Consider the following 23,784-nt stretch of genomic DNA (forward strand, 5'->3'; position numbering starts at 1 on the left):
ATTTTTCCTGAAAAACGTAGGGTAAATGCGTCTCAACGCGGTCGATTTAGATTGCGTTAACACCTTGTGCCGCACCGGGACATCGAACGTTTCACCTATGTCACGAGTGCCACTCGAACGAATTGCGTGATGGGCGATCCCACGATCGTCCCAGTCTTCCCGGCTTGCCGTGGAGGGCGCGTTTGCACGTCTGCGTAGCGTCAGGAGAGTAACGATGTTCACGACCGCTGGATCGATCCGCAAGGCCACGAATGTTTCTCCGTTTCGCCGCCGGAAATTGCTGGCGGGTGCGGGCGGCGCGGCGCTTGCCCTGGCGCTGTTCCTGCCCTCGGCGGCCTGGGCAGACGATTATGTCGTGACCAGCGAAGCCGAGCTGCAGGCGGCGCTGACCGTCATCGCCGGCAATGCGGACCCCAATCCCCGGATCGTGCTGGGTGCCAGCTTCAGCGTATCGACCGCCACCTTCACCCTGCCGAACAAGCTGGTCACGATCGACACCCAGGGCTTCGTGCTGACCGGCCCCAATACCGGTCCGGGCATGCTCATCGCTGGGCCCTCGGGCTCCAATACCCTGGTCCTGGCAGGCAATTTCTCCGGCAATGCCGGCGCGACCTCGGGCGCCTTGTCGCTGACCGGCACGGGCATCGTCACCAGCAGCGCCACGATCCGCGGCAACTCGGTCAGCAATGCGGGCCAGGATCCGGGCATCGCCCTCAGCCTGAACGGCACCGGGACCTTCGTGAACAACGGCACGATCGCGGCCGGCGACTCGATCTCCTATGCGCACAGCCTGACGGGCGACAATTCGGGCGTGGCCGTATCGATCAACACTGGCGGCACGCTGATCAACAACAGCCTGATCCAGGGTTCGAACGGGCAGAGCGGCAGCGATGGGTTCGCCATCTATTCGCGCAACATCGGCCAGACCTCCTTCATCATCAACAACGGGACGATCCGCGGCGGATCGAACAGCGATCCCGCCTTCACCGGCGGCGCGGCGATCCGCGGCATCGGCTCCTCGCTGCTGACGCTCACCAATGCCGGCACGATCGAAGGTGGCAACGGCGCCGCTGCGATCCAGAGCTTCAACCAGGCCTGGTCGGTCAAGATCATCAACACGGGCACGATCCGGGCGGGCGCCGGCAGTACCGATGCCATCCGCATGGATACCAATGGCGGCACCCGCCTCTACCTCGAGCTATGGGCAACCTCGAACATCGAGGGCAACGTGACCGCCAGCGTGAGCGGCACCGAAGTCCTGGGCTTCGGCGGCGCCACCGATGCGAGCTTCGACATCTCCCAGGTCTCGCCCACCGGCAAGTATCGCAACTTCGACACTTCCGACAAATTCGAGAAGAACGGCGCCAGCACCTGGACGCTGACCGGCACCAACGCGATGCTGATGGACTGGACCATCAACCAGGGCACGCTGCAGGTCGGCGACGGAGGCGCCGCGAGCGTGGCATTCCGCCAGCTGGTCGACAACGGCATCCTCGTCTTTAACAGCAGCGCCGCCAACACGGTGAGCAGCTTCATCAGCGGTATCGGATCGATCGTCCAGAGCGGATCGGGCACGACGACGCTGGTAGCAAACACCAACACCTATAGCGGCGGCACGACGATCACCGGCGGCAAGCTGTCGATAAGCTCGAACGGCGCGCTCGGGGATGTATCCGGCGCGCTAACGATCGATGGCGGTACGCTCCAGTGGACCGGGGCAAGCGGCAGCATAGCGCGCACGCTCAACTGGGGCGCGAGCGGCGGCGGCTTCGAGGTCACTACTGCCGGCAGCAATCTGACCATAGGCCAGTTGGTGGGCGGCGGCGCGCTGGTCAAATCGGGTGTGGGCGTACTCACCCTGGTGGGCGACAACAGCTACACCGGGGTCACGACGATCGCTTCCGGCACGCTGAACATCGGCAATGGCGGCACTACCGGTTCGGTCCTGGGCGATATCATCGACAATGGCACCTTGGCGTTCAACCGGACGGATGCCTTCACCTATGCCGGTTCGATCACCGGCACCGGTGGCCTGTCCAAGCCGAACACCGGGGCGCTCACGCTCACCGGCCAGAACAATTACGGCAGCGGGACGACCATTTCCGGAGGCCAGCTCCTCATCGCTGGGGGCGGAACGACCACCTCCGGCGGCGCCACCTCGATCAATGTCAACACGGTCGTCCCGGCCATTCTCGGCGTCGACGGGGCGGGCTCGGCCTTCAGCACCACCGCGATCACCGGCGCGGCGAACCTAAACCGGACGATGACGGTCAGCGTCACCAATGGTGGCCATCTCACGACCACGACCGGCGACATCTCGCTGCGGGCCTCCACGGTCTCGGCCGCCTCGACCAACACGGCCGAGCTCCTCGTCGATGGGGCGGGCTCGCGGGCCGATGTGGCGGGCGGGCTGGTGCTCGCCGGCTCGAGCGTCACCAACGGCAAGCTCACGATTGGCGCGGGCGGCTCGCTCCGCACCGCGGGCGCCAGCACCATCGGTTTCGCGACGGGCAACACCCGCGGGGTGCCGACGGCCACGATCACGGGCGCCGGATCGAACTGGATCAGCACCAGTTCGCTGGTGATGAGCAATGGCGACTTCACGCTGAGCCAGGGCGGCGCGGCGAGCTTCTCCGCTGCCACCTTCGGAACGGCGACGCTGCCGGCGAAGCTCACCATCTCGGACGCCAATTCCAGCTTCACCACCACCAGCGGCGATCTGGTGATCGGCAGCGGCGCGGGCACCGGCGAGCTCGTCCTCAGCAATGGCGCCTCGGTGACTCTCGCCGGATCGCTGGTTCTGGCCGATGCCGGCACCGCGACCGGCATCCTCAGCATCGGCGCTGCCGAGGGCGAGAACGGTGTCGCGGCGGGTGCGTTCACCGCGCCGGCGGTCACCCTGGGCAGCGCCACCTCGCGCCTCAGCTTCAATCACACCGACAGCGATTATCTGTTCAGCGCCGCGATCTCGGGCGCGGGGGTGATCAACCAGGTTCAGGGCGTCACCAACCTGACCGGCAACAGCAACGGTTTTGCCGGCACCGTGAACGTCTCGAACAGCACTGGCAACGGCAGCACGCTTCGCGTCAATGGCACGCTGGGCAATGCGGCCAGCCTGGTTAATGTGTCGAACGGCGGCCGGCTGGGCGGCGCCGGCACGATCGGCGGCAACGTCGTCGTCACCGACGGCATCCTGGCCCCCGGCAACAGCCCGGGTACGCTCACCATTGCGGGGGATCTCAGCCTCGGGAACAATTCGCTGCTCGATTACGAGTTCGGCCATTCCGACGTGGTCGGCGGCCCGCTCAACGATCTCACGCAAGTCGGCGGGAACCTGACGCTCGACGGCACGATCGACGTCACCGTCACGCCGGGCGGCGAGTTCGGTGTCGGTGTCTACCGCGTGCTCAGCTATGGCGGATCGCTCACCGACAATGGCCTGAATATCGGCACGGTGCCGGCAGGCGGCATCGTCGTCGCCCAGACCTCGGTCGCCGGGCAGGTGAACCTGGTCAATTATGCCGGTGCCGCGCTCAATTTCTGGGACGGCAACGGCGCGCGCGGCGACAGCGTGATCACCGGCGGCAACGGCGTGTGGCAGGCCGGTGGCGGCAACGACAACTGGACGCTCGATACCGGCGCGGCCAACAGCGCCTATACCGACGGCAATTTTGCGATCTTCATGGCCGCGCCGGGCACGGTGACGGTCGATGCCGGCCTGGGCGCGGTGAACGCGTCGGGCATGCAGTTCGCCAGCAGCGGCTATCTGGTCACCGGCGACGGGATCGGGCTGGTCGCGCCGCAATCGATCGTCCGGGTGGGCGACGGCACCGCGGCGGGGGCGGGCTACACCGCGACGATCGCCAGCGCGCTGGGCGGATCGGGCCAGCTGGTGAAGACGGATCTCGGCACGCTCGTGCTGACCGGCGTCAATAGCTACACGGGCGGCACCGCGATCAATGGCGGCGTGCTGCAGGTGGCGAGCGACGCCAGTCTGGGCGACGCGGCGGGCGGGCTGAGCTTCAGCAACGGCACGCTGCGGGTCGCCGGCGACATGACGTCGAACCGCGGCGTGGTGCTGGCGGGGGCGGGGGCGGTCACCACCACCGCGGGATCGGACTGGGTGCTGACCGGCAGTGTCGGCGGCGGCGGCGCGCTCACGATCAGCACCGACAATACCGTGACGCTGACCGGGGACGTCGCGCACACCGGCGGCACCACGATCACCGGTACCGGCTCACTGCTCATCGGCAATGGCGGCACCAGCGGCACGATCGCGGGTAGCATCGTCAACAACGCCAATATCCAGTTCAATCGCGCGGATGCCTCCACTTTTGCCGGTTCGATCACCGGTTCGGGCAATTTCAGCAAGCTTGGCGCCGGACAACTGAATCTCTCCAGCAACAGCACCTGGATCGGCTCCGCGCTGATCCAGCAGGGTGAGCTTCGCATCGCCAACGGCAACAGCGTGACCGCTGCAAACCAGACGGGGGTCACCAATGGCGGTACGCTCACCGTCTCCGGTACCGGATCGACTTTCACGACCGGGTTCATCAACGTATCGGGCAGCGGCAACGGCGTATCGACCATCAATGTGGAAAATGGCGGCGTACTGCGGACCACGCTGGGCGGCCTTGCCCTCCGGTCGGGGCCGCCGGCGCCCGCTGCCGCAGCGAACCTCAACATCACCGGCGCCGGCTCGCTGGCCGACCTGCTCGGCCCGCTGACCGTCGCCAGCAGCGCAGGGACGTCGATCGGGAACGTCACGATCAGTGGCGGCGGCGCGCTGCGTTCCGCCGGTGCCAACCTGGTAGGCGCGGCGGTGGGCAACGTCACCGTTCCCACGCTCACGATCACCGGCACCGGTTCAAACTGGACCAGCACCGGCACGCTGGCGATGACCAATGGCGACTTCTCGTTGCTCGACGGCGGCGCGGCGAGCTTCACCTCTGCCGTGATCGGATCGGCCACCACGCGACCGGCCGCGCTGCTGGTCTCGGGCCCGGCCTCCGTCTTCACGACGAGCGGCGATCTTACGGTCGGTACAGGTGCAGGCACTGGCGTGCTCACCCTTGCCGAAGGCGGCAACATCGCGGTGGGCGGCGCCTTCACCCTGGCCGACAATGCCGGGGCCACCGGCGTGCTCAACATCGGCGGCGCCGAGGGTGCGGCGGCGGCCGCGGCGGGCCTGTTTGGTCCGGGGTCGCTCAACCTGGGCAGCACGACTTCGCGGATCAATTTCAACCACTCCGATCCGGCTTATACCTTCGCCGCACTGCTGAGCGGCACCGGAAGTCTCAACCAGACCGCCGGTACGACGATCCTGAGCGGCGCCAACAGCTATGGCGGCGTCACTAACGTCACTGGCGGCACGTTGCTGATCAACGGCGACCAGTCGGCGGCGACCGGGCTCACCACTGTGGCGGCGGCGGGCAGGCTGGGCGGCACGGGCATCATTGGCGGCGGCGTCGACCTGGCCGGCACGCTGGCGGCTGGTTCGAACGGCGTCGGCACGCTGACGATCGGCGGCGACCTCAACCTGGCTTCGAGCGCGCACCTCGCCTTCGAGCTGGGCCAGGCCTATGCCGTGGGCGGACCGCTCAACGATCTGGTCAATGTCGGCGGCAATTTGGTGCTCGATGGCACGGTCGACGTGGCGACCTCGACGGGCGGAAGCTTCGACGTCGGTATCTACCGCATCCTCAACTATGCGGGCTCACTCACCAACAACGGGCTCGTCATCGGCGCCCAGCCAGCGGGAGCGGACACCTTCGCCCAGACTTCGGTCGCGGGCCAGGTGAACCTGGTCAATATCGGCGGGCTGACGCTGAACTTCTGGGACGGCGCCGCCGGTCCGAAGTTCGACGGCGCGATCGCCGGTGGTAACGGCGTCTGGCAGGCGCATGCTGGCAACGACAACTGGACGGAGCTGAGCGGCGCGCTCAACGCCGGTTTCTCGGACGGCGCGATCGCCATCTTCACCGCAAATGCGGGAACGGTAACGGTCGACAACAGCCAGGGTGCGGTGACCGCCTCGGGCATGCAGTTCGCCACCAACGGCTATGCGATCACCGGCGACGCAGTGACGCTCACCGGGACGCAGGCGGTGATCCGCGTTGGGGACGGCACTGCCGCGGGCGCGGGCTATACCGCGACGATCGCGAGTGCTCTGACTGGCACAAGCCAGCTCGTGAAGACCGATCTGGGTACGCTCGTGCTGACGGGTGCCAACAGCTATGCGGGCGGTACCCGGATCGAGGGCGGCACGCTCCAGATCGGCAATGGCGGCAGCATCACCGGCGACGTCGTGAACAACGCCGCGCTGGCGGTGAACCGCACCGGCACGCTGGCGCTGGACGGCGCGATCTCGGGCAGCGGCACGCTCACTCAGTCGGGCGGCGGCACGCTGATCCTGAACGGTGTGAACAGCTATTCGGGCGGCACCACGATCACGGGTTCGAGCATCCTGCAGATCTCGAGCGACGCGAATCTCGGCGCAACGACCGGCCTGCTGGCGCTACAGGGCGGCACGCTCCGTGCCGGCGCCTCCTTCACCTCGAACCGTGCGATTACGCTCGGCAGCGGCACTTCCAACCGGATCGACGTCCAAGGCTTCGATGTCACGCTGGGCGGCGTGATCGGCAACGGCGCCGGCAACATGACGGGGAACTTCCTCGACAAGCTGGGCACCGGCACGCTGACTCTCACCGGCGTGAACAGCTATTCGAACCGGACCCTGATCGCGGCCGGCACGCTGGCCTTGGCGGGCGCGGGTACGATCGGCGCGGGCAACCTGATCGTCGGCGCGGGCACCGTGTTCGACATCTCCCAGGTGAATACGGGCGCGCGGGTTATCCAGCTGAACAGCGGGGCGGCGGGGACAATCGCGCTCGGCTCCAAGGTACTGACGCTCGGTGCCACCCTCTCGTTCAGCGACTGGTCCGGCAGCATCGCCGATGGCGGCATCGCCGGCGGCACGGGCGGCAGCGTGGTGATCCAGGCGCCGAGCGGCGCGGTGCGCTTCTATACGGCGCAGAGCTACTCCGGCGGCACCACAGTCAATGGCGGCACGCTTGCGCTGATCGGCAATGGTGCGCTCTATGCGGGCGGCGCGGTGGCGGTGAGCACCGGCGCGGCGTTCGACATCAGCGGCGTCACTGGCCCGGGCACTGTAGTCGGCGACCTGTCGGGTGCGGGCGCGATTGCGCTCGGTGGCAACGTGCTGAGCTTCGGCACCGCCAATAGCACCAGCTTCGCCGGCACGATCTCGGGTAGCGGCGGCCTGGTGAAATCCGGCACAGGCACCGTCACCTTGTCGGGCGCGAACAGCTATACCGGTACCACCAGCGTCACCGGCGGTACGCTGCTGGTCAATGGCAACCAGTCGGCGGCAACCGGCCTGACCAGCATCGGCAGCGGCGCGACGTTGGGCGGTTCGGGCATCCTCGGCGGCGACGTTCTGATCGCGGACGGCGGCACCCTCGCACCGGGCAACAGCCCGGGCACGCTCACCATCAATGGCGGGCTGACCCTGTCGGCTGGTTCGGCCCTGGCCTATGAGTTCGGTGCGGCCAATGCGGTTGGCAGCCCGCTCAACGACCTGGTCAATGTCGGCGGCAACCTGGTGCTTGATGGCACGATCAACGTCGCGGTGAGCGCGGGCGGCGCGTTCGACATCGGTCTCTATCGGATCGCCAACTATGGTGGCACGCTGACTGATAACGGCCTCGCCATCGGGACGATGCCGGCGGGCGCCGAGCTCAGCGTGCAGACCGCGATCGCGGGCCAGGTCAACCTGGTCAACACCGGCTCGGCGGTGCTCGACTTCTGGGACGGTGCTGCCGGCCCGAAGTTCGATGGCGCGATCGCCGGCGGCAGCGGCGTGTGGCAGGCGACTGGCACCGACAACTGGACCGATGTCAGTGGCGCGGTGAACTCGGCGTTCGACAACGGTGCGGTCGCGATCTTCGCCGGCACGGCCGGCACGGTGACTGTCGACAACAGCCAGGGCGCGGTGACTGCCGCGGGCCTGCAGTTCGCGGCCACCGGAACCTATGTCATCCAGGGTGGCGCGCTGACCCTCACCGGCCCGCAATCGGTGATCCGTGTCGGCGATGGCAGCGCAGCGGGCAATGGTTTCATTGCCGACATCCAGTCGGTGATCGTCGGCAACACCCAGCTGGTGAAGGCCGATATCGGCCGGCTCATCCTGGGCGGCACCAATACCTATACCGGCGGCACCGCGATCAACGGTGGCGTGCTGCAGATCGCGAGCGACGCCAATCTGGGCGCGGCTTCGGGCGGCCTCAGCTTCAATGGCGGCACGCTCAACACCACCGCCAATATCAGCTCCGCACGCGCCGTTGCCCTTGCCGGGCAGGGCGTGTTCTCCACCGATACGGGTACGACGCTGGCCTTGACCGGCGCGATCAGCGGCACGGGCAGCCTCGGCAAGACCGGTGCGGGTACGCTGGTGCTTGGCGGCACCGGCAGCTTCACCGGTGGCGCTCAGGTCGTGCAGGGTACGTTGCTGGTGAACGGCAACTATGCCGCGGCGAACGGCACTACCAGCATCGCCGCGGGTGCAACGCTCGGCGGTACCGGCACGCTCGGCGGCAACGTGACCTTGAACGGCACGCTGGCGCCCGGGGCCGGCGGTGCGGGCACTCTGACGATCGGCGGCAACCTGTCGATCGCCCAGGGCGCGACACTTGGCTATGAGTTCGGCTCGGCGAACGTCGCAGGCGGCGCCCTCAACGATCTGGTCAATGTCGGCGGCAACCTGGTGCTCGACGGCACGATCAACGTAAGCCAGACTACCGGCGGCCTGTTCAGCGCCGGGGTCTACCGCGTCTTCAACTATGGCGGCGCGCTCACCGATAATGGTCTGACTCTCGGCGCGCTGCCGGCCGGCAGCAACGTTGCGGTGCAGACTTCGATCGCCGGCCAGGTCAATCTGGTCAACTTCGCCGGCCTCACGCTGAACTTCTGGGACGGCGCCGCCGGCCCCAAGAACAATGGCGCGATCAATGGCGGCACCGGCACCTGGCAGGGCAGCACCGGCAACGACAACTGGGCCGATGCCTCGGGCGCGGTCAACGCACCCTATAGCAACGGCGCTTTCGCAGTGTTCGGCGGTACCGCCGGCACCGTCACAGTCGACAACGGTCTTGGTCAGGCCGCTGCTTCGGGCATGCAGTTCACGGTGGGCGGCTACACCGTTACCGGCGGTGCGATCCTGCTCACCGGTGCCCAGGCGGTGATCCGCGTCGGCGACGGCAGCACCGCGGGCGCGGGCTATACCGCGACGATCAATGCCGCGCTCACCGGCGCGAGCCAGTTGGTCAAGACCGATGCGGGCACGCTCGTCCTGGGCGGCACCAACAGCTACACCGGTGGCACGCTGGTCACCGGCGGAACCGTGCAGATCGCAAGCGATGCCAATCTGGGCGCGGCTGCGGGTGGCGTCACTCTCGATGGCGGCACCCTTGCCACCACCGCGTCGCTCGCCAGCGCCCGCAACCTCGTCCTCCAGGGCGCTGGCACCGTTTCGACAGCCACCGGAACGAGCTTCACCCTGAGCGGCCTGCTCTCGGGCACTGGCAATCTCACCAAGGCCGGCGCTGGCACGCTGGTTCTGGGCGGCACCAGCACCGGTTATGCAGGCACCACCCGGGTAGCGGGGGGCACGCTGGCGGTGACGGGCGTCCTTGGCGGCACCGTCAATATCGATGCGGCCGGGCGTCTTGAGGGCACCGGCACCGTGGGCGTGGTCACCAATGCGGGTACGATCGCGCCGGGCCTTTCCGGGGTCGGTACGCTTACCCTTACCGGCAACTACACCGGCGCCAATGGTACGCTTGAGATCGAAGCCGAGCTTGGCGGCGACGGCGCGCGGGCTGACCGGCTCGTCGTCGGTGGCGCTACTGCGGGCACCACATTGGTCAAGGTTACCAATGTGGGCGGTACGGGCGCACCTACTATTGAGGGCATCAAGATCGTCGATGTCGCGGGAGCCTCGAACGGCGTGTTCACGCTCGACGGCGACTATGTCTTCGAGGGTGCCCCGGCGCTGATCGCCGGTGCCTATGGCTACCGGCTCTACAAGAACGGTGTATCCACGCCGACCGATGGTGACTGGTATCTTCGCTCGAGCCTGCTGAGCCCGGTGGCCCCGCCGGCAACGCCGCTCTACCAGCCGGGCGTTCCCGTCTACGAAGCCTATGGCCAGACGCTGGCGACGCTCAACACTATCGGTACGATGCAGGAGCGCGTCGGTAATCGCCGCTGGAGCGCAGGCAGCGATGGCATTTCGGGTATCTGGGGCCGGATGGAAAGCGCCCGCTCGCGCCCCAATGCCGTGCAGTCGACCAGCCTTTCCGACGTGAATGTCGACAGCTGGACGGTCGAGTTTGGCGCGGACCAGGTCGTCAGCACCCGCAGCGACGGCGCAACCCTCGTGGTCGGCCTGCTCGGTGGCTATGGCGAAGCGCGGGCGAACATCGCTTCGCCTTTCGGCAACGGCAGCATCAAGACGCAGGGCTACAGCGTCGGTGCGACGCTTAGCTGGTTCGGGCCGCAGGGATTCTATGTTGATGGCCGGGCGCAGTTCACCTGGTTCGATAGCAAGCTTAAATCGACCATTCTCGGCAAGCTGGCCGACAGCAACAACGGCACCGGCCAGGCTTACAGCGTCGAAGTCGGCAAGCGCTCGCCGCTGTCGGGCAGCCTGTCGGTGACGCCGCAGATCCAGATGGCCTATTCGACCGTCGGGTTCGATCGCTTCACCGATCCGAACGGCGCAACGATCTCGTCGCGCCTCGGCGACAGCCTGAAGACGCGCTGGGGAATCTCGCTCGATCGCCAGGACGACCGCAGCCACATCTATGGCGTGGTCAACCTCAGCTACGAGTGGCTCGACGGCACCGTGACCGAGGTCTCGGGCACGCCGATCGCGCGCAGCAACGACCGGCTGTGGAGCGAACTCGGCCTGGGCGGCAGCGTGGCGGTGGGCCGCGTCACCTTGTTCAGCGAGCTCTCCGCCAACACCGCGATCCACGACTTCGCCAAGAGCTACAGCCTCAAGGGCGTTGGCGGGCTTCGCCTGGCATTCTGACCGGGGCGGCGGGTCACTTGATCATCACGCGGAAACGCAGGGTGAAATTGCTGCCCGCCGTCTGGTTGCCGGTCGGCTGGACGCGGATATTGGTGACCGCCGCGTCGCAGCCATCGGCGTCGAGCGAGGGGATATAGGTCCAGGTCGCGCCATTGTCCGACGAGAAGGACAGGCTGTCGGACATGTTCCCGCGTCCGAGAAAGGAATAGGTGAGCCCGGTGCCTGGGACCAGGCTGCCCGTGAACACCATCGGGCCACTGTTGTTGCCGTTCAGGTCCGCCACATAGAGCTTGGTCTTGGCGGGCACCGCGTCCTTGAAGTCGATCGTCTTCACCGTCGTCAGCGAATTGGCCGCCGGATTGGTGATCGTGATCGTGTAGTCGACCAGCGCGCCGGGGATCGACTTGGGAAAGAGCTGCCCCGTCGGGTCCGAGACCACGCTCGACGTCTTGGTGATCGTCAGCGGCACCGCGGCGACGAGCATCAGGAGCATGAGGGGCAGGGAGAGAAGGCGCCGCATCACTTGCCTCCGAATAACTGGCCGGCCTGCTCGAACAGGGACTTGTCGAGCCGGACGCGCATGGTGAGATAGGGGCCCTGGCGGGTGTAGCGCGAATCCTCGAAATCGCGGTCGCGATAGCCCGAGGCATTGTAGCCCGCGCTGATCCAGGTGTTGCCGCCCGGCGAGAAGCCGAGCGACGGGCCATAGGAGAAGGTGGCGTTGCCGCTCGACCAGCTGTGCTGGACGCTGGCGGAAACGCCGATGTCGAGATTGCGGCGCAGATCCTTGCGGACCTCGATGCCGACCACGTCGATGAACCCGTCGATCGTCTCGTCGGCATAGCGGCCGCGAACGAGTTTCGCACCGTAATAGAGACTTGCTTCGAAACCATGCGATGCACCCTCAGGTCCGGTGCGGTAGCTGAGCGCGACGTTGTTGACCGTGCGGAGCGTCGATTGGTCGCCGATCGCGAAGGTCGGTACCGCCAGCACGTTGCGCGAGGAGACGCCGGCATCGGCCTGTTCGTGGCGCAGCTGGAAGCGCTCGAGCACGGCCCAGCGGCTGTCGGCCGGACGGATGGCGAGGGCAAGGTCGGCGGTGGCGTAGGAGACGGTGGCGCCGTTCTTGTCGGTGACGCGATAGGCGTTGATGCTCGAAGCGAGCGTGCTGCCTTCGCCGAGCGTGCGCAGCAGGCTGCTGGTGATCCCCACGCGGCGGCTCAGGTCCGAATTGCGATATTCGGCGCGGCCGGTCCACGACCAGCGGTTGCCGCGATAGGTGGCACCAAGCGTCACCGCGACGAAATCGCCATCCCGACTGTCCTGGCCAAGCACCCCGCCGGTGGCGCGTGGCTGGAACGGGCTGATCGTCGCAGCAGGATCGACATGCCCCGAAAGCGTGCCGCTGGCATCCAACGTGGCATCGATCGTCCAGCGCTTGCTCACCGGCAGTGACTGGCTGAGGCCATATTGGGCATAGGTGCGCGTGCCGTTCTCGCCCATCGCCTGCTGGTTGATGCTCGACATCAGCCGGGCGCCAGCCCAGGGCGCCACGTCGAAGCCCAGCCGTGCGGCGTGCGCGGTATAGGTGTCGCCCCTGGCGATCTCGTAGAGACCGAGAAGGCGGATATCCCTGGTGATCTTCCAGGTGGCGCCGATCTGCTGGCGGGCCGGGAAGTCGGTGCTCTCATCCTTGCCGCCCAGCGCGACCTGGCCCTGGCCCTGAAGCTCGACATCACCGCCGAACAGTTTCTGGGTCGCGCCCACGGTGAACAGCTGCGAGACGCGCCGCTTGCCGTCCGTGCCGACATCCGAAGCGAACTGGCCGCCGACGAAGACGGTGCCATTGTCGCGGCGATATTCGATACGGCCATCGGCGGCGACACGGCCGGCACCAGTCACCAGGTCGTCCTGCACCCAGGCGGAGAGCGATGCGCTGAGCCGCTCGCCGATGCGCAGCCGGCCGTCGGTGCCGATCTTGCGGGTGCCGGCTTCGCCGAAATTCTGCTGGCCGAGGCCGAAGCCGGCATCCTGCTGATGCATATAGGCGAGGAGATCGACGCTCTTGCCGTGATGCTCGATCTCCGCCGAGAAGGCCTGGCCGGCCTTGAGCCCGCCCTTGCCGCCGGTCGCCGCCTCGGCGCGGATCTCGGTGCCCTGGAGCGGGCGGACCTTGAGATCGATTGCGGCAACCGTGGCGCTGCCGATCGTCTCGTCATGCAGGATGGTGGCGCCGAACTCGGCCTTGCCGTTGGCGGCGGTGACCGATGCGCGCGCTCCGCCGACGCGCTTCTTGCCCGGGCCATAGGTTTCGTAATCGACCACGATGAACACGGGGTTGAGCGCGCCGTCTCGGCTCAGCACCGGCTCGCGGAAGCGGATCGTGCCGGCGATGGGGTCGATGTCATAATCGATATGGCGGGTCAGCGTGATGCTCTCCAGCACCTGGTCGGGGCGATAGCGGTTGCGCGTCTCGAGCCGCAGCTTGTCGCTGTTGGGCACGATATCCTGCTGCGACAGGCGATACGGGCCCGACAGGCCATTGCCCTGGATCTCGTCCCGGGCGTAGCGCTCGTCGATATTGGCGGCGAACACGGCGACGTGCGCGCCGTCCCTGGCGTACTCGGCCTTGGCGCCGTTCAGCGTGCGGCTGTAGCGGGCGAGGCGGGTGTCGGTGAAGCCGGTCTCGAAATCGCCGAACAGCGCGTAGAACGCCTTGTGCTCGAGGCGGAGATAGAGCTTGCCGCGCGTGGCGGCGTCATAGCCCTGGGCGGTGCCGTCGCCATAGACCGTGTAGTAGCGATCCGGATCGATCTTGCCGAGCAGCCCGCGATCGCGATCGAAACGGCGATCGCTGTCATAGGCGAGGGTGAGCAGCCAGCTGCCCTTGATCCGGCCCTTGGCATAGAGCGCGAGCTGGCCATCGGTGACGACGTCATGGGTGCGGACCGTCGGATTGCTGTGTTTGCTCAGCGTCTGATAGCCGATCGTGCCCTTGCCGAAGCCGACGATCATCCAGTCGCGTGCCGGCGCGGAGAGCCAGGGGCGGATCTCGGTGACGTGCTTCTCGCCGTCCGCGCCCTGCAGCGTGACCGCGATGCGTGCGGTGCCGGCCTGGGTAGTGGGAGCAAGTGCGAGCAGGGCGATGCCTTCGTCGCCGGTGACGCGGGCGGTCGCCTCGGCCCGGTCGAGCCCGGCCAGCTGGCGGGTCTGTTCGGCGGCATCGGCCTGGGCGGCGGCATAGGGCTGATCGATGCGGAAAGCGACGATCGCCCCGGCGCGCACGGGCTTGCCGTCGCGATCGGTGACCCGAACGGCGATCTGGGGCTGGCGAAGGCCATCCGCGGCGAGTTGCGAACGTTCGGCGACATAGGTCAGCTGCGCCGGCGTGTTGGCATAGTGGACGGTGCGCTCGAGCGTTGCGACCAGATTGCCCTGGGCATCGAGCACGCGCGCCTGAAGATGATTGTCGCCTTCGATCAGGGGCAGGCCGGTCCAGCGCGAGACGGCGACGCCGCGCGCGACATCTTCATCACTGCCGTCAATGGCCAGCGGATCGGTCCGCTGGCCATTGAGCGTCAGCGCAACTGCCTGGCCCGGCGCATGCTGGATCACGATACGCAGTGCCGGCGAGCGCGGATTGTGGCTCGCGTCGGGGAACAGCCAGGCAGGTGCGCCCGGTTGCGCGGCGGCAAGCCAGTCGATGCCGCTGCCGGCAGCGGTGGCGTCATCCAGCACGGCGGGCTGTGCGGCCTGGCCGGCATCGGCGGGCAGGGCGATCCGGCGCAGTTGGAAGTCGGCGCGCTGCAGGCTGCCGCCCATGCCCTCGACGAAGCGCGAGGTGCCGTGGCTGCCGGCACTGCGCGTGTCGCGGTCGCAGGTGACCGGAGCATAGCCAGACGGCAGCGCACCGGTGTCGAGCTGGACGACATGCGTGCCCGGGCGGACACTTTCAAAGTGATAAAGGCCATTCTTATCACTGAGTGTGAGGGTTCCATCCTCCAGCAGCACGCGCACGCCGGCCACGCCCTTGCGGTTCCGGTCGGGGTTCCGGCAATCTCCCTCGGTGATACGTCCGATCAGCGTCATGGCGTCGGTGAACAGGGCTGCGTGGATGCGGACGGCGGCACTGGCCTCCGGACTGGCGGCCGCACCGTCGGTTGCCGAGGCGCGGTTCACCGCCACGCCCTGCGGCGTATCGGGCCCAACTGAGGTGAGATAGGATATAGTTCGGGCACTATTTGAAGAAATGCTTGCGAGAGTAAATCGCAACGTGCTGCCATCACTGGATATTTGTGGTTCAGGGGCGCCCTTGACCGTGCCCGGGCGATAGCGCAGGCCACGCGGGAGCACGTCCGTCACCACCGGCGCCTGCGCAGTGGCGCCGCCGACATTCTTGAGCTCGAGCGCATAGGCGACGAAGTCCCCTGCGCTGGCGTCGTTCACCGAAGCGGTCTTGGTCAGTACCAGCTTTGCGGTCGCGGCGGCCCGGGCGGGCGGATCGAGCGGCACGTCGATGTGCACGGGTTCCGGGTCCGCCAGCAGGAAATCGCCGCCATAGGAGGCGTCGGTGATCCGGTACTTGCCCGGCGGGCCGGTGAAATCGGCCAGCTCGGCCGGCGTGCGGGCCGAAGGCGCGGTGTAGCCGGCGGGCGGGGTGACCTGCAGCCGGTAGCTGCCCGCGGGCGCCAGTGGGAAGCGGAAATTGCCCGGCGTGAAGGCGTAGACGCCGCCACCCGCGTCGGTGACGGTCGTGCCGGTGACCACGGTGTTCGGATAGGCACTGATGCCGTCATCGCCATAGACCATCGCGGCCGGCTTGCCGGTGGCGTTGTCGATCAGCGTGACCGTCGCGCCGTCGATCACCGCGCCGGTCTGCGAATCGAACACATAGCCTTCGGGATCGATCAGCAGCGAGGCGTCGGAGGGAAAGCTGAGGTCGTCGCCGTCGAAATTGACATATAGCTTACCGATGCCGGTCAGGCGGATGTTGCAGGCGGCCAGGTCGGGACGAGTGCCGGATGCAGGCACCGCGCCGGCGAAGATGCCGGTATCCACGCCGGTTTCCATCAGCGGCAGGCGCACCGAGGCGGTGCCGATCGTGGCCGTGATCCAGGCGATTTCGCGCGTCTCGGGGTCGCGATTCTCGGCCTCGGCCTCGAGCGTCACGATCATCGCGTTTTGCACGTCATGCGATTGGAGCTGCGGCGCGGCGGCAAGCTGCGCGACGGTCACTTCGGCGGGCGTGAACTGAAGGCTGGGGCTCGTCTCGCACTTCATGCCGACGAACTGATAGCCGGCAGGGAGCTGGCGGAAGCCCAGCACGGTCGGCTTCTTGAGGCGATCCAGCGTCACTTCATTCGATGCGATCGCGCGCGTGCCGGAGCCGTCGGCAAATTGAAGCGTGGCGGTATTGCGAATCGTCTGCGCCTCCGCATTCCCCAGGAATGCGGAGCCAAGCGCTGCGAGCGCGAGGGCGCCGGTGAACAGGCGCGAGAGACGAGACGGTGGGTTCATTGATCTTCCCGATCCGGTGCGCAGCGCAAAGCTGCACACCGGCATGGGTTTTCAATCACTTATGCGGATCAGTTGATCGTGACTCGGAACGCGACGGCGTAAGCGCCGAGCGGCGCTACCGACGGGATCGTGCCCCGCACCGTGGTGCCGTCGAACGAACCGCCATAGAGGTCGGTCTCGTCGGCGCCGGTATTGTTGTCGTCCTCGGTGGTGCCGATCAGGATGCAGCCGCCACCGCCGGCCGAGGTGCCGACCTGGATCGAGCCCGGCACGAAGGTGGTGTTCGCCGGCACATTGTCGGTCACAGTGAGATTGGTCGCCGTGCCCGGGCCCGCATTGTTGATCGTCATGCAATATTCGATCGTCGCGCCGGGGATGGCATGCGGGTTGACCAGGAAGTTGATCGGATCGCTGATCACGCGCGAGGTCTTGCCCAGCGTCACCACCGCGGTGGAGATGTGATAGGCGTCGAACGCGCGGGCCTGGCCGTTGCGGGCGAGGTCGAGCGCGCCCGAGCCGTCGGCGAAGACGATTTCGACGGTGCCGGCGGAATCCGGCAAGAGCGTCGAGCTGGCGATCAGGTCAGCGCCGAGCGCGCCGCCCGTGCCGCCGGTCGCTGCCACGACGTTGAGCGAGACGATTGCGGTATCGATCCCCGGGGTGTTCGGTATGTCGGCGACGATGAACACAGTGACCGAGGCATCCGGCGCGAGCTCGTCGATATAGGTCGCGGTGTCGATACCGGCGTCGTAGGTGCCGTTGCCGTTGCTATCGACATAGGCGTGCATGTTGGTGACATTGAAATTGTCGCTGCCGAGCAGCGGGATCGATACGCTCTGCTGGTCCGGATCCAGGCGGAAGTCCTGGGTCGCGTTGGTCAGGTTGGTGACGGTGAAGGTCGTGACCTGGGCGGTGGCGCCGATCGCCGTTTGCGTCACTGCGCCGCCGACTTCGGCGACCGCCAGATTCACTTTCTTGTCGACCACGAAGCTGGCGACGTTCGACGAGACCGACTGGGTCGATCCGCCGACGTCATAGCTGACGCTGGCCTGGTTGTTGACGGTGGTGCCAGACGCGGTCTGCGACTGGGCGAAGGCAGGCGCTGCCAGGGTCGTTGCCGCGAGTGCGCTGCCCCCCAACAATGCCCCCCGCAAAGGATGGATGCTCATGAGAAAATACCCCAATTACTGACGATAAAATACTAATATCACTTAAGAAGTGCGCGGAATGCGACTTGCTGCGCACCGCCGGCGGGCACCGGCTGGGCCAACCGCCAGCGCACCACGCGCACATCGGCCGCGGTGGCGGGGCGAGCCCGGCCATCGGCGGTGGCGATGCGAAGCGAAGCGAGCTGGCCGAAGCTCTTCCCATCGACCGACACTTCGGGCGCGGGGGAATTGGCGGCGGGCCCGGCATATTGCATGCCGGCCGGCACCGGATTGGCGATCACCACGCCGCTGGCGGGCTTTGCGCCGCTGTTGGTGACCTTGATCTGGTAGACGACATGGTCGCCGGGCACGACGCGCCTGGCCGGCACCAGCTTGACCTGGGTGATGCCGTTGGCGGCATCGGCACGCGTTTCGGCGAGTACGGTCGTGGTGATGTTCACCGGCCCGGTGGGCGCGGCGACGGCGGCAGTCGTCAGCAACAGACTGCCGAGCAACAAGGCATGGCGCATGGTGAAACTCCTCGTCATTGGATGGTGACCTTGAACTGGATGCTGTGTGTGGTGGCCGCTGGCACATCGCCGAGCGCGACCCGGATCCCGGTGCCGTCGAAGCCGCCGGCATCGCCGTCGCTGGCGTCGCTGAGCGCGGTGCCGTCGAGCATGAGGGTGCCGGGGAGGTAGCGCGTCCCGGCCGGGATCGGATCGATGACCGCGGCATTGGCGGTGAGGCCGGGGAAAGTGGCGACAAGCGTATAGGTCACCACCGCGCCATGCGCGGGAATGGTCCCCCCCCAGGGATCGAGCACCGACTGGCTCTTGGTGAGCGTCGGATCGCCGCCGTCCACCACCGGCTCGATGGTTACGACGGTGGAGGCGGGGCCTGTGCCGATGGTCCCGCCGCTGCTGCCCTTGGGATGGGCGATCAGGGTCAGCGTATGGACCGTGCCCAGCCTGCTGCGGAAGAACGCGAGGAAGTCGACCGATTGGCCGGGCTCGAGTTCTTCGGTGCAGCCGTCAGGCAGCATCCTGTCATGCGCGGGATCGTAGAGCCCGTCGCTGTCGCCATCGATCGCGAAGCCCTCGACCGTGCCGTCGGGATAGTCGGCGCTGAGGCAGAAGGCCTGGCGGCTGTTGCCAATATTGGTCAGGGTAAAGGGAAGGGGTGTGAGTTGGCCTGGCACCACCGCCATGCGCAGCGGGCGCGCGACGATCCGGCTGCCGATGAATTCTGCGACTTGCAGCGTCGAGAGGTTGGAGCTGACCTGCTCGGGCGCGCCGTCCATGGAATAGTCAAGGCGCGCGGTATTGGTGATCCAGGTTCCCGCGCGCGTCTGCGCGAAGGCGGGCGTCGTACAGATACAAGAAAGGGCTGCCGCAGACAGTAATACTGCCCTGCGCTCCCTTTCATGTCTGACACGAGTAACCTGCAAGCAATTTTCCCCCTGAAATCGCAGGGGTAAATTGCGCTCGACGAATTAATTTAAACTGTAAGTGTATACCGTGGTTAATCCCTAGCCGTGATCTTGCGAGTAAGTATGTTGACGTAGAAATTACGTAATTTGATGTAGAAATTGCGTAATAACCGAAATATTGTCTGTAAATTATCTTCGGGTTTCTCGCTATTTGCGATATGCGTCGGGTCGTGAGGATCTGCACGCCCGTCCAGCATCCTGAGCGGGTTCATGATTGGACGGTGGTTCGCCGAGACCGCTAGCGGGTGCCGAGCCCTCTTGTCTCGTGCTTGCCGACGGCCTCTGCTTCACGGTCGAAGGCGCCGGGTTTGCTAGCGGGGCTCAGGGCTGCCGGTAGCGAAGAGCTTCGATGAACAGCCTGAATGCCGGCGACACCAGCCGGCGGCTTGGATAGTAAAGGTAATAGCCGTCGAAAGGCGGGCACCAATCTTCAAGTATTCGCACGAGCGATCCTGAGCGCAGTTCTTCATTCGCCCGGTCTTCCATGACGAACGCGATACCGTGCCCCGCCGCCGCAGCCTTGAGGATCAGCGAAACCCGGTTGAGCACCAGCTGGCCGTCCACCTTCATGCGCAGTTCGCGTCCATCCTTCTCGAACTCCCAGGCATAGATGCCACCCGCACTGGTCATGCGCAGATTGATGCAGCGATGCTGGGCGAGATCCTGGGGTGTTGCCGGCATGCCATGCTCGGTGAAATAGCCGGGCGCACCGACTGCGATCATCCTGACCTGTGGACCAATGCGGACCGCGATCATGTCCTTGGCGAGCGCTTCGCCGAGGCGGACGCCGGCATCGAAGCGGCCGGCGACGATGTCGGTCAGGCCGGACTCCACGTTCAGCTCGATGTTGATGTCCGGATACGCGAGGGCAAACCGGTCGATCGCGGGCCAGAGGATCGTTTCGGCGGCATGTTCGGACGTCGTGATGCGGACCGTGCCGGCCGGCCGTTCACGCAGCCGGGTCAGCGAGGCCAGCCGCTGGTCGATTTCCTCCAGGGCCGGTCGGAGCGTGTCGAGGAGGCGTTCGCCCGCTTCGGTGGGGGCAACGCTGCGGGTGGTCCGGGTCAGCAGCCTGAGGCCAAGCCGGGTTTCAAGTCGGCGGACGGTATGGCTGAGCGCGGATTGCGAGATGCCCAGCTTCTTCGCGGCGGCCGTGAAGCTCGCTTCCTCGGCGACTGCCAGGAACATCGTGAGGTCCGCCATGTCCTCGCGTTTCATGCCGGTTCCTCAAAGTTTCATGACTGACATTCATAGGCTCAAGTTGCATTGCCTGTCTAATCGGCAAGGGTCCAAAGGCGTAAATGGGCGGTGATCAGGAACGCTGCGGCAGTGGCCCACCGTCCTGCTCGTGAAGGACCGCGACATGACGATGCAAGTCACCTCCCCGTCGATCAGTCTCCCGTCGGAGGCGGCAAGTGCAGCTCGCAACCCTCTGCGGATACTGGCGGTGCTGGCGACGCTGATGGCGTTCGGTTCGATTTCCACGGACCTGTATCTGCCTGCAATGCCCGCGATGGCGATCGACCTGCACAGCGGCCCGGGCGCGCTGGAGCTGACGGTGTCCGCCTATCTGGTCGGCTTCAGCCTTGGCCAGCTCTTCTGGGGCGCGGTTAGCGACCAGATCGGACGCCGGATACCCGTCGCGATCGGCATCGCGCTCTTCATGATCGGTTCGGCCGGCTGCGCACTTTCCGCCAGCGTGCCGGAAGTGATCGCATGGCGGCTGGTGCAGGCAACCGGCGCTTCCGCCGGCGTCGTTCTTTCCCGCGCGATGGTGCGCGACTTGTTCGCCGGCAACCGGGCGGCGCAGATGCTCTCCACCCTGATCACGATCATGGCGGTGGCGCCGCTGGTCGGGCCGTTGATCGGTGGCCAGCTGCTGTCGATCGGATCCTGGCATCTGATTTTCTGGCTGCTCGTCGGCATTGGGGCGATCACGATGGCGGCGCTGTTCACCGTTCCCGAAACGCTCGCATCCGAACGGCGGGACGCCAGTGCCGTCCGCCACGCCCTTTCGCGCTATGTCGCTCTGCTGGGCGACCGGCGGATCCTCGCGGCGGCAGGCGTGGGCGGTTTCTTCTATGCCGGTGCCTTCGCCTATATCGCCGGTTCGCCCGACGCATACATCCGCGTCCACCACGTCTCGCCACAGCTTTATGGCTTTCTGTTCGGCCTGGCGATCCTGGCGATCATGCTGATGAACATGCTCAATGCCAGGCTGGTGCCACGCCTCGGCATGAACCGTCTCATCCGTTCCGGGGCAATGATCGCGGCAATTGCCGGGCTGGCGTCGGCGGTAGCGGGCTATACCGGCTTCGGTGGGCTCGCCGGCCTGGCCGTCCCGCTGATCCTGTTCAGCGGCATGAACGGACTGATCGTGGCCAATTCCATCGCAGGCGCGCTGGATGCCTTTCCCGAGCGGGCCGGAGCCGCCTCCGCGCTTATCGGCGCGTTCCAATATGGCGGTGGCATCTTGGGTTCGGCGCTGGTGAGCCTGCTGGCGGATGGAACGCCGGGTCCGCTGGGCCTGGTGATGGCGCTCACCGGGGCGGCCTGCCTGCTTTGCACCTGGCTGCTGCCGTGCACGGCCCGCAACTGATTTCAAACCGACAAACCGGAGAATTTCGATGAAGACACGTACGCTTGGTCAGGGCCTTCAGGTCTCGGCACTCGGATTTGGCTGCATGGGCCTGGACTTCGGCTACGCCACCCGGGTGAGCAAGGATGAGGGCGTCACCCTGATCCGCCAGGCCGTGGATCGCGGCGTCACCTTCTTCGACACGGCAGAAGTCTATGGTCCCTTCACCAATGAGGTGATGGTCGGCGAGGCCCTTCGGCCGGTGCGGGATCAGGTGGTGATCGCCACCAAGTTCGGCTTCGACATCGATCCGGAAACAGCCGAGAACCGCGGCGTCTCCAGCCGTCCCGAAGCCATCCGTGGCATCGTGGACCGTTCGCTACAGCGGCTCGGGATCGAGACCATCGATCTGCTCTATCAGCACCGCGTCGATCCCAATGTGCCGATCGAGGATGTCGCGGGCGTCGTTCGCGATCTGATCGCCGAGGGCAAGGTCAAGCACTTCGGGCTTTCCGAGCCCGGCGCGCAGACGCTGCGCCGCGCCCATGCGGTGCAGCCGGTGACGGCAGTCCAGAACGAATATTCGTTGTGGTGGCGTGCGCCGGAGACCAACGGCATTCTCGCGGCCTGCGACGAGCTCGGCATCGGTTTCGTGCCGTACAGCCCGCTCGGCAAGGGATTCCTGACCGGCGCCATGTCGAACCAGACGCTGCCGCAGGGCGATTTCCGCGCAACGACGCCGCGCTTCCAGCCGGACGCGCTGGCGAAGAACGAGGCATTCGTGGATCTGCTGCGGCGCGTCGCCTGCGAGAAGAGCGCTACGCCTGCCCAGATTGCCCTCGCCTGGTTGCTGGCGCAGCGCCCGTACGTCGTCCCGATCCCGGGCACGACGAAGCTCCATCGGCTGGAGGAGAATATTGCGGCCGAAGTGGTGTTGGGCGACGATGAACTGCGCGACATCAGTGAGGCAGCATCCCGGATCGAGCCCGCCGGCGAGCGCTATGCACCTGCGCAAATGGCAATGGCCGGCCGCGAGGCACCTGCAAGGCAGGAGGTGGCGGAATGACCGGGCAACCGAAGATCGGCCGCCGCGCCTTGCTGGCCGGAGGCGCGCTGGCTATGGCCCCGCTGATTGCGCCGGGGACTATTGCGTCGGCGCAGATCGCCGGCGCCCCGGACGCTTCCGGGGCGGTGACGGCGATCACGGTCAAGGGCGATCGCCTGCCACTGGCGGTGCAGGCGTTTTCTGGGGTGGAAGCCCCGATGCGACCGTGACGGGGAAGGGCGATGCCTTCTCCCGTCGCGCGATGCTTGCCGCGCCGGCGGTCCTCGCGTTTACCAGCACGGGCGCCTGTGCGAAGGACGGGGGCGCGGCGATGACCGGTTCCAAGATGCTCGTCGCCTATCTCACACGCTCGGGCAACACGCGCGTCATTGCCGAGACGCTTCACCGGGAGCTTGGCTGCGGACTGTTCGAGATCCGACCGGCCCGCCCGTATCCCCAGGATTATGAGCAGCACGTCGCGCAGGCGACAAGGGAGCGGGATAGCGGCTTCGAGCCCGTGCTGGCGGCGAAGATCGAAAATCTGGCGGATTGCCGGGAGTTGTATCTCGGCTTTCCCATCTGGGGTGAAACCGTGCCCCCACCGATCCGATCGTTCCTGAAGATGCATGATCTGCGTGGGCGCGCAATCCGGCCGTTCATCACCCATGGCGGCTACGGCATCGGCAACGCTGCGTCGGTACTTGCGAGCCATGCGCCAGCTGCCCGGATCGAGACGCCTTTTGTGATGGAGGCGGATCAGGAACGGCGAACCCTCAACCAGGTCAGAAGCTGGCTTGGCCAGTCGAAAGGATAAAACCACATCCGGTTGGCAAGACCGCCGGACAGGGCTACCCCCGTAACGATGTCGCTCGCCCCTCGAACCGAAAC

At 66.5% G+C, this 23,784-nt stretch carries 11 protein-coding genes; 5 read left to right on the plus strand and 6 right to left on the minus strand.

The window, feature by feature from the left end:
* Positions 1–214 precede the first annotated feature (214 nt).
* Positions 215–11,116: an autotransporter outer membrane beta-barrel domain-containing protein gene (locus O3305_RS02730; protein ID WP_269575040.1), complete on the plus strand. Its 10,902-nt coding sequence runs from the start codon at positions 215–217 to the stop codon at positions 11,114–11,116.
* Between the two features lie 13 nt (positions 11,117–11,129).
* Here the strand turns inward: O3305_RS02730 and O3305_RS02735 are convergent, their stop codons facing one another.
* The 6 genes from O3305_RS02735 to O3305_RS02760 form a co-directional block, all read right to left on the minus strand.
* Positions 11,130–11,636: a hypothetical protein gene (locus O3305_RS02735; protein ID WP_269575041.1), complete on the minus strand. Its 507-nt coding sequence runs from the start codon at positions 11,634–11,636 to the stop codon at positions 11,130–11,132.
* Positions 11,636–16,633, minus strand: a complete 4,998-nt coding sequence (locus O3305_RS02740; protein ID WP_269575042.1) for a hypothetical protein — start codon at positions 16,631–16,633, stop codon at positions 11,636–11,638. The genes O3305_RS02735 and O3305_RS02740 overlap by 1 nt, the downstream gene beginning before the upstream one ends.
* A gap of 68 nt (positions 16,634–16,701) precedes the next feature.
* A complete protein-coding gene (locus O3305_RS02745; RefSeq protein ID WP_269575043.1) occupies positions 16,702–17,772 on the minus strand; it encodes a DUF11 domain-containing protein in 1,071 nt (356 codons plus the stop codon).
* 68 nt (positions 17,773–17,840) lie between these two features.
* Positions 17,841–18,311 (minus strand): hypothetical protein, encoded by a 471-nt coding sequence (locus tag O3305_RS02750; RefSeq protein WP_269575044.1) that lies wholly within the window; start codon positions 18,309–18,311, stop codon positions 17,841–17,843.
* 14 nt (positions 18,312–18,325) lie between these two features.
* Positions 18,326–19,084, minus strand: coding sequence for a hypothetical protein (locus O3305_RS02755; RefSeq protein ID WP_269575045.1), 759 nt, complete (start codon positions 19,082–19,084; stop codon positions 18,326–18,328).
* A gap of 510 nt (positions 19,085–19,594) precedes the next feature.
* A complete protein-coding gene (locus O3305_RS02760) occupies positions 19,595–20,491 on the minus strand; it encodes a LysR family transcriptional regulator (protein ID WP_269575046.1) in 897 nt (298 codons plus the stop codon).
* Between the two features lie 145 nt (positions 20,492–20,636).
* On the opposite strand from O3305_RS02760, the gene O3305_RS02765 reads away from it, so the two are divergent.
* The 4 genes from O3305_RS02765 to O3305_RS02780 are packed head-to-tail and all read left to right on the plus strand — an operon-like array spanning position 20,637 to position 23,710.
* Entirely contained in the window at positions 20,637–21,872 is a 1,236-nt protein-coding gene (locus O3305_RS02765; RefSeq protein ID WP_269575047.1) for a multidrug effflux MFS transporter, read from the plus strand.
* A 28-nt stretch (positions 21,873–21,900) separates the two neighbouring features.
* Entirely contained in the window at positions 21,901–22,917 is a 1,017-nt protein-coding gene (locus tag O3305_RS02770) for an aldo/keto reductase (protein ID WP_269575048.1), read from the plus strand.
* On the plus strand, positions 22,914–23,126 hold the full coding sequence (locus O3305_RS02775; RefSeq protein ID WP_269575049.1) for a hypothetical protein: 213 nt from the start codon (positions 22,914–22,916) through the stop codon (positions 23,124–23,126). The genes O3305_RS02770 and O3305_RS02775 overlap by 4 nt, the downstream gene beginning before the upstream one ends.
* On the plus strand, positions 23,123–23,710 hold the full coding sequence (locus O3305_RS02780) for a flavodoxin (protein WP_269575050.1): 588 nt from the start codon (positions 23,123–23,125) through the stop codon (positions 23,708–23,710). Before O3305_RS02775 ends, O3305_RS02780 begins: the two co-directional genes overlap by 4 nt.
* The last annotated feature ends 74 nt before the right edge of the window (positions 23,711–23,784 follow it).

It is taken from the genome of Sphingomonas sp. NIBR02145, from assembly GCF_027359115.1.
Taxonomy (GTDB): Bacteria; Pseudomonadota; Alphaproteobacteria; order Sphingomonadales; family Sphingomonadaceae; genus Sphingomonas; species Sphingomonas kyeonggiensis_A.

Coding starts and splice junctions, on each gene's coding strand:
- O3305_RS02730 (WP_269575040.1), top strand. CDS start 215: ATGTTCACGACCGCTGGATCGATCCGCAAGGCCACGAATGTTTCTCCG.
- O3305_RS02735 (WP_269575041.1), bottom strand. CDS start 11,636: ATGCGGCGCCTTCTCTCCCTGCCCCTCATGCTCCTGATGCTCGTCGCC.
- O3305_RS02740 (WP_269575042.1), bottom strand. CDS start 16,633: ATGAACCCACCGTCTCGTCTCTCGCGCCTGTTCACCGGCGCCCTCGCG.
- O3305_RS02750 (WP_269575044.1), bottom strand. CDS start 18,311: ATGCGCCATGCCTTGTTGCTCGGCAGTCTGTTGCTGACGACTGCCGCC.
- O3305_RS02755 (WP_269575045.1), bottom strand. CDS start 19,084: ATGGACGGCGCGCCCGAGCAGGTCAGCTCCAACCTCTCGACGCTGCAA.
- O3305_RS02760 (WP_269575046.1), bottom strand. CDS start 20,491: ATGAAACGCGAGGACATGGCGGACCTCACGATGTTCCTGGCAGTCGCC.
- O3305_RS02765 (WP_269575047.1), top strand. CDS start 20,637: ATGACGATGCAAGTCACCTCCCCGTCGATCAGTCTCCCGTCGGAGGCG.
- O3305_RS02770 (WP_269575048.1), top strand. CDS start 21,901: ATGAAGACACGTACGCTTGGTCAGGGCCTTCAGGTCTCGGCACTCGGA.
- O3305_RS02775 (WP_269575049.1), top strand. CDS start 22,914: ATGACCGGGCAACCGAAGATCGGCCGCCGCGCCTTGCTGGCCGGAGGC.